Source organism: Azotobacter beijerinckii (assembly GCF_900110885.1).
Taxonomy (GTDB): domain Bacteria; phylum Pseudomonadota; class Gammaproteobacteria; order Pseudomonadales; family Pseudomonadaceae; genus Azotobacter; species Azotobacter beijerinckii.
In genome coordinates this window covers 1-5,484 of the sequence record NZ_FOFJ01000113.1, presented here as the reverse complement: position 1 = coordinate 5,484, position 5,484 = coordinate 1, and the positions used below count along the sequence as shown (strand labels likewise).

At 60.1% G+C, this 5,484-nt stretch carries 5 protein-coding genes; 2 read left to right on the top strand and 3 right to left on the bottom strand.

All coding sequences use genetic code 11. From position 1 onward, the window contains the following. Together BMY22_RS22480 and BMY22_RS22475 are read left to right on the top strand one after the other, a co-directional pair. A partial coding sequence (locus BMY22_RS22480) for an ISAs1 family transposase (protein WP_143068518.1) occupies positions 1 to 315 on the top strand: 315 nt, incomplete at its 5' end. Positions 316 to 643: 328 nt separating this feature from the next. Continuing rightward, positions 644 to 1,531 carry an EamA family transporter gene (locus tag BMY22_RS22475; protein WP_090625526.1) on the top strand — a complete coding sequence of 296 codons (888 nt, stop codon included), beginning with the start codon at positions 644 to 646 and terminating at the stop codon, positions 1,529 to 1,531. A 66-nt stretch (positions 1,532 to 1,597) separates the two neighbouring features. On the opposite strand, the gene BMY22_RS22470 is transcribed toward BMY22_RS22475, so the two are convergent. The 3 genes from BMY22_RS22470 to BMY22_RS22460 all read right to left on the bottom strand — a co-directional run. Continuing rightward, positions 1,598 to 2,347, bottom strand: a complete 750-nt coding sequence (locus BMY22_RS22470; protein WP_090625524.1) for an IS5 family transposase — start codon at positions 2,345 to 2,347, stop codon at positions 1,598 to 1,600. Between the two features lie 165 nt (positions 2,348 to 2,512). Next, positions 2,513 to 4,351 (bottom strand): hypothetical protein, encoded by a 1,839-nt coding sequence (locus BMY22_RS22465; RefSeq protein ID WP_143068617.1) that lies wholly within the window; start codon positions 4,349 to 4,351, stop codon positions 2,513 to 2,515. An 855-nt stretch (positions 4,352 to 5,206) separates the two neighbouring features. Further along, a partial coding sequence (locus BMY22_RS22460; protein ID WP_143068616.1) for a transposase occupies positions 5,207 to 5,484 on the bottom strand: 278 nt, incomplete at its 5' end.

The window sequence follows — 5,484 nt, the reverse complement described above, 5'->3', positions numbered from 1 at the left end:
CTGCAGGGCAAGGTTTCGCATGAGCGGCGTTACTACATCAGCAGCCTGGTGCCGGATGCCGAGCGACTGGCATCGGCGATCCGCCAGCATTGGGGCATCGAGAACCGCGTGCACTGGTGCCTGGACGTGGTGTTTGCCGATGACCTGATGCGCGCGCGTACCGCCCATGCGGCCCATAACCTGGCGACGCTGAAGCGACTGGCGCTGAACCTGCTCCGCCTGGACCCGAGCCAGCGCAAGGGCAGCCTCAAGACTCGTCGGCTCATCGCCAACACCTCGGATGACTATCGGGCCGAGCTTCTGGGACTCAAATGAGAATGCTTGGCTTCGTGCGATAGCCCTGCGGCTCAGGCAGAGCAACCGCATGAAGCGAACGCCTCGCATTTGAAGGCGTGATCGCAAGACTGTATCAATGGGATATTCGAGCACCTGCACCTGCACCTGCCTTCTCTTCCCGTGTCCATGCGTCCCCCTGGCTGATCCTCGGCGGACCAACAAGGTTCGGCACTCCTTCGGATGACTATCGGGTCGAACTGCTGGGACTCAAATGCGAAGGCTTGGCTTTGTGCGATTGCCCTGGCACCGGACTTGACGCCCGACCGAATGAGCCAGACCCTGTACCGTTTCCACTCGGGTCTCTCTCATGCTCTGGATTCCCTTCACCCTCACCGCCGCCTTCACCCAGGCACTACGCAACGCCCAGCAGAAACAGCTCAGCCGCGAAGTGAATGCGCTGGGCGTGACCCTGGCACGCTTCATCTGGGCCTTGCCGCTGGCCGTGCTCTACCTGGCGCTGCTGTATGCCAGCGCCCCCGCCGAACTGCCGCAGTTCAGTGGCCGTTTCGTCTTCGACGTAACCGCCGCCGCCTTCGCGCAGATCCTCGCCACCACCCTCATGGTGTTACTGTTCCAGCGCCGCAGCTATGCCACGGGCGTTGGCCTGGCCAAGAGCGAAGCCTTGCTGGCGGCGGTACTGGGCTCGGTTTTTTTCGGCACCCTGCTCGGTTCGGTCGGCTGGCTGGGCGTCACGGTCGGCTCGGTGGCCGTCTGGCTGATGAAAGGACGCGGCGAGCCCGGCGCGCTGGATCTCACGACCCTGCTGCTGGGCCTGGCGAGTGGCTTGTGCTTTGCGCTGACCACCCTGTGGGTGCGCGATGCTTGCCATCAACTGTCGTTGCCCTTCATGCACACCGCCGCCTGGGCGCTGGTGTGGACCATCAGCATCCAGGTCGCGGCACTGACCGGCTGGCTGGCTCTGCGCGACCACCAGACGCTGGTGAAGCTGTGGAAACGCCCCTCGTTGGTATTCCGCATCAGCCTGTCCAGCTCTATCGCCTCCCTGTGCTGGTTCACCGCGGTCAACCTGGAGGCCGTCGGATTGGTGAAGACTCTGGGCCAGATCGAGGTGTTCTTCACCCTCCTGCTGTCGCAGCACTGGCTCAAGGAGCAGGTCTCCCAGCGGGAAAAGCTCGGGCTGTTGCTCATCGTCATTAGCGCCGTGCTGGTGATCCTGCCGGCGCTATCGGCCTGAACAGCAGCCCGCATCCCGTACCGCCTGGCTGTAAATGGGTGCCGTCTTGCTGGGGCTGTTGACGATTCACATCGGGAGCCATAGAAACCCACAGGCCATGGCTACCATGCTCTCGTAATTTCGTTTCAGCTTGTTGTAGCGGAACGCCACGGCGCGGTAATGTTTCAGCCGCGCAAAGGCGTTCTCGACCAGATGCCGGTAGCGATACAGCCCCCGGTCCAGATCGCCATTGCCCTTGAGCGAGTTGCGTTTTCGGGGAATGACTGCCCGTGCGCCCTGCGCTTCGATCTGTTTGCGAATGCGCTCGCTGTCATGGCCCTTGTCTGCCACGATCGCCTCGGCAGAGGGCAGCTGCGCAATCAACTCGGGGGCCGAAGTGCAGTCGTTGACGTTGCCCCCGGTGATCTCGAAAGCCACCGGCAAGCCATGCGCATCGACGGCCAGGTGGATTTTGCTCGTGAGTCCCGCGCGGCTTTTGCCGATGGCCTCGGACTGATCGCTGGCGGCACCGCTACTGTGCTGATGGGCCTTCACGTAGGTGCCATCGATGAAGGCCCATTCGAGATCGGGCTCCTCGATCAACGCCTGGAAAACCTTGAGCCACTTGCCTGCCGACGACCACGCGTTGAAACGCTTGTAGACCGAGTTCCAGCATCCGAAGGCGCTGGGCAGGTCTCTCCACGGGCAGCCCACGCGCATCCGGTAGAGCATGCCCTCGACCGTCATGCGCAGATCCGGCTTGTGGTAGATGGATTGCTGGAGAAGAACGTTTTCCAGCTTCGGCCAGAGTTCGTCAGTGAGCATCAATCGGGGCATTGCCAGCCTGCGGAGGGATCGCTGTGGGAACCTTGATTTTGCAGGTTTTCCCGTCCTCATCGACCCCTCTGGCTCGAAACGTCAACACCCCCTAGCCCAGGCGAAGACCAACGAGGTCGAGGCGGCCGTCGGCCAGCTATGTCTGCGTAGCTGGCTTCTTTCCAGTCATACCTTTACCGAGATGCCTTGGTAAGACCTTTCTACCTTCTGGAGATAACCGACAATCGCCTCGGCTCCCCGGGCGCCGCTTTGCCCCGGCTCGACCAGGCCGAGCGTGTCCCGCAGGTAGTCGCGTTGGCGCTGTTCGAAGTCCCGGTGCGAGCGCACCGCGTTCTCGATGGCTGTATCCAGACCGTCGATATCTGTCAGCACTGTTCCCAACTGCCAGAAGCGGTAATGCAGATCGTCCTGCCAAGCGACCTGGCGTGGGTTCAGGAACAGGCAGGGCCGGGGCTGGGTGAGGAACTCGACCACCTGGCTGCTGACATCGCCGAGGTAGATGTCGGCAGCCAGGGTATAGGTCATGTCGGCGCAGTGCTCGCTGCCCAGGTCGATATGCATGTGGGGGTATTTCTGATACTCGCGGAAAGCTTCGTACTTGGCCGGGGTCGGCGCGTCGAACAGGCGGATGTGCGGTGCGAAGATCAGGTTGTAGGTGGTGCTGCGGGCGAAGTGATCGAGTACCTGGCGGCCGATCAGTGGCCAGGAGGAGAGGCTCTCGTCGAAGTGCGGGTTGTAGAGCACGGTCGGCCGGCCGTTGCCGAACATCCGGGGCCGTGCGCCGTTCCGCCGGGTGGTCCAGTCGAGTTTGGCGTAGATACCGGCGACGAAGCGGCCGGGCACCGTATAGCCCAGTTCGATCAGGCGCCTGGCCTGTTTTTCCCCGCCCAGGAGCAGGAAGTCGAAGAGCACTATAGCCGGATCGAAGGTCACTTCGCGATCACCGGCGCCGTGCTCGGTGCCGATCAGCTTCACGCCCGGGGGACAGATCTTGCGCAGGTAGGTTGAGGTGCGCTCGGGGATGACGATTGCATCGAACCCAGAAAAGTACAGGCGGTTCGCCCGCAGGATTTTCTTTTTGCCGCCGACAGCGCCATCCCGGTAGTTGATCCGGACTGACCAAGGGTGATAGAGCTGATCAAAGTGCAAGGGAGCCGACCCGGCTTGATCGCGTAACAGGCGGCGGGCGAGTCGCAGATTGCGCCGCGAACCGGCGATATGGACTTCTATATCGGGATAGCGCTGCGCGAGGGCTGCTGCGATGGGTAGGGAATGGAAGATCTGGTGAACCTGGGCGATATAGGGAAAGCAGATCCTGGGACGAGTCGCTTGTCCTGAGACTTTGCTCGCAGCATTCGTCCAGCGCTGCAGCCGGTCATCGCGGATGGCGTGGTCGTCCAGACGCGACAGACGCGCCAGGACCATGGCCAGGCTGTAGCCGAGCAATGAGAGCAGCTCACCGCTGTCGATCACCATCTGCAGTCCTAGGTGGACTCCTCCGCCGGGAAAGCCATCCTTGACGGTCCAGGCCACATGGGCGGTGATTTGCGCAGCCGCACCGACCCACATCGACTTCTCGATGATGCTCTCGGTCAGATAGGGTCGGATGCAGCGGAACAGCAGGACGGCGGCGCTCGCCCAGATCAGGACGATAAGCCGAAAATCCACGTGTTTGATCTTGTCGACGGCGACCTCGCCGGCCCAGATCAGCAGCATGCCGGCACCGGCCATGACCCAATAGCGGCGGACCAGATGGTTGTTCCATTTGGAGATCGTCTGGAAAACCGCGAACGCCACCCCCAGCGACGCGACCAGAGTGCTCGAGATTTCCAGGGGCGAGGCCCCGTGCCATGTTCGGGCGGTTCCGGAAAGCTGCACGATGAGTGTCATCAGCGCATAGAGCGTGGCGCCGATCAACAACCAGTGCTCCGGCGACAGCCATCGGACGAAGTAATCTCTCATATTTGCCATCACGGTTCTCTCAGGGAAGGTCTTCGGACGCATCTCCTTCTTCCCTGGAGTACTGCTGCTCGATCAGGGCTTAGCCCTTACTACCGTGCCACCCGATCCCTTTCGATCAGAATGCGTTCATGGTGGATTGCCGGCATTGCTAGACATCGAAAACGAGTAATTGCTCCATCAACGAAAAGGGGTAACGCGATCTGGTTGCAGACTCGTAAATAGCATGTGAAAAAAATGCAAAAAGATATGTTTTGTAAAAATATCCTTTGAATTTCTTCTATCAAAGCGAGTGTCGATGTGGATTCGATGAGCCTGCTCTCCGCCGCTGCGGCTGAGCGTCCCGGTCTGCTCGACAGGCTGATTTCTGTCCCGAGTAGAGGGCCAAGGCACAGCGTGAGCTGCTCAAGTTCCAGCAGGGGAACGGCTGGATGTCCAGCTTCAGAGCATCTCGCCCAATCGAATGGTGGCTATTGGCTGGCTATGTCTGCGTGGTGGGTATGGTCTACGAGTTCCTGGTGAAGTTTCTTTCTTCGCAGTTGCTATTTTAGAAAGCTATGTTTTTCATGGTTCCGTATTCAGTGGCTTTGGATACGATTGTAAAATGAAAACCAATATCACGAAAGATGTACAGTGACACTGCTAAGTGCATGAATGTGACTGGCCTTGTTTTTCGGTAAGTTCTCACAAGTATCTGCCGAGATACGTAGGCTTGCGCCTCCAAAGCAGCGAAAGGTCCGGAGCATTTTCTTATGGAAGGTCTGAATTAGCCCCGACATTTCCTACCCGAGCACTCGATTGCTCAAAAAAACGGCAGTTCCGTGGCAATTCAGGCCGATACCTCTTTGCAAATCCATGTTTTGCCCTTGACGAGGCGCTTTGCCGGGATGATTTCCCGCATTACGGACGCACCTCTCCTGCCACCAGCAGATGTTTTCGCGCCATCCACAGGTTCGACAGGGCGAACAGTGTCACCAACTGCGCGGTGTTCTTCGCCAGGCCGCGGAAGCGCACCTTGACGTAGCCGAACTGCCGCTTGATCACCCGGAACGGATGCTCGACCTTGGCCCGCATCTGCGCCTTGGCTTGCTCGATCCGACGTCTGACGCGATACAGGACGCTGTGCTTGCCGTGCTTCTGGTAGGTGCTGCGGCGAGCCGCGATCTGCCAGACGACTT

Excerpts from the sequence above, each read along its gene's own strand:
- BMY22_RS22475 (WP_090625526.1), top strand. The coding sequence starts at position 644 with ATGCTCTGGATTCCCTTCACCCTCACCGCCGCCTTCACCCAGGCACTA.
- BMY22_RS22470 (WP_090625524.1), bottom strand. The coding sequence starts at position 2,347 with ATGCCCCGATTGATGCTCACTGACGAACTCTGGCCGAAGCTGGAAAAC.
- BMY22_RS22465 (WP_143068617.1), bottom strand. The coding sequence starts at position 4,351 with ATGCGTCCGAAGACCTTCCCTGAGAGAACCGTGATGGCAAATATGAGA.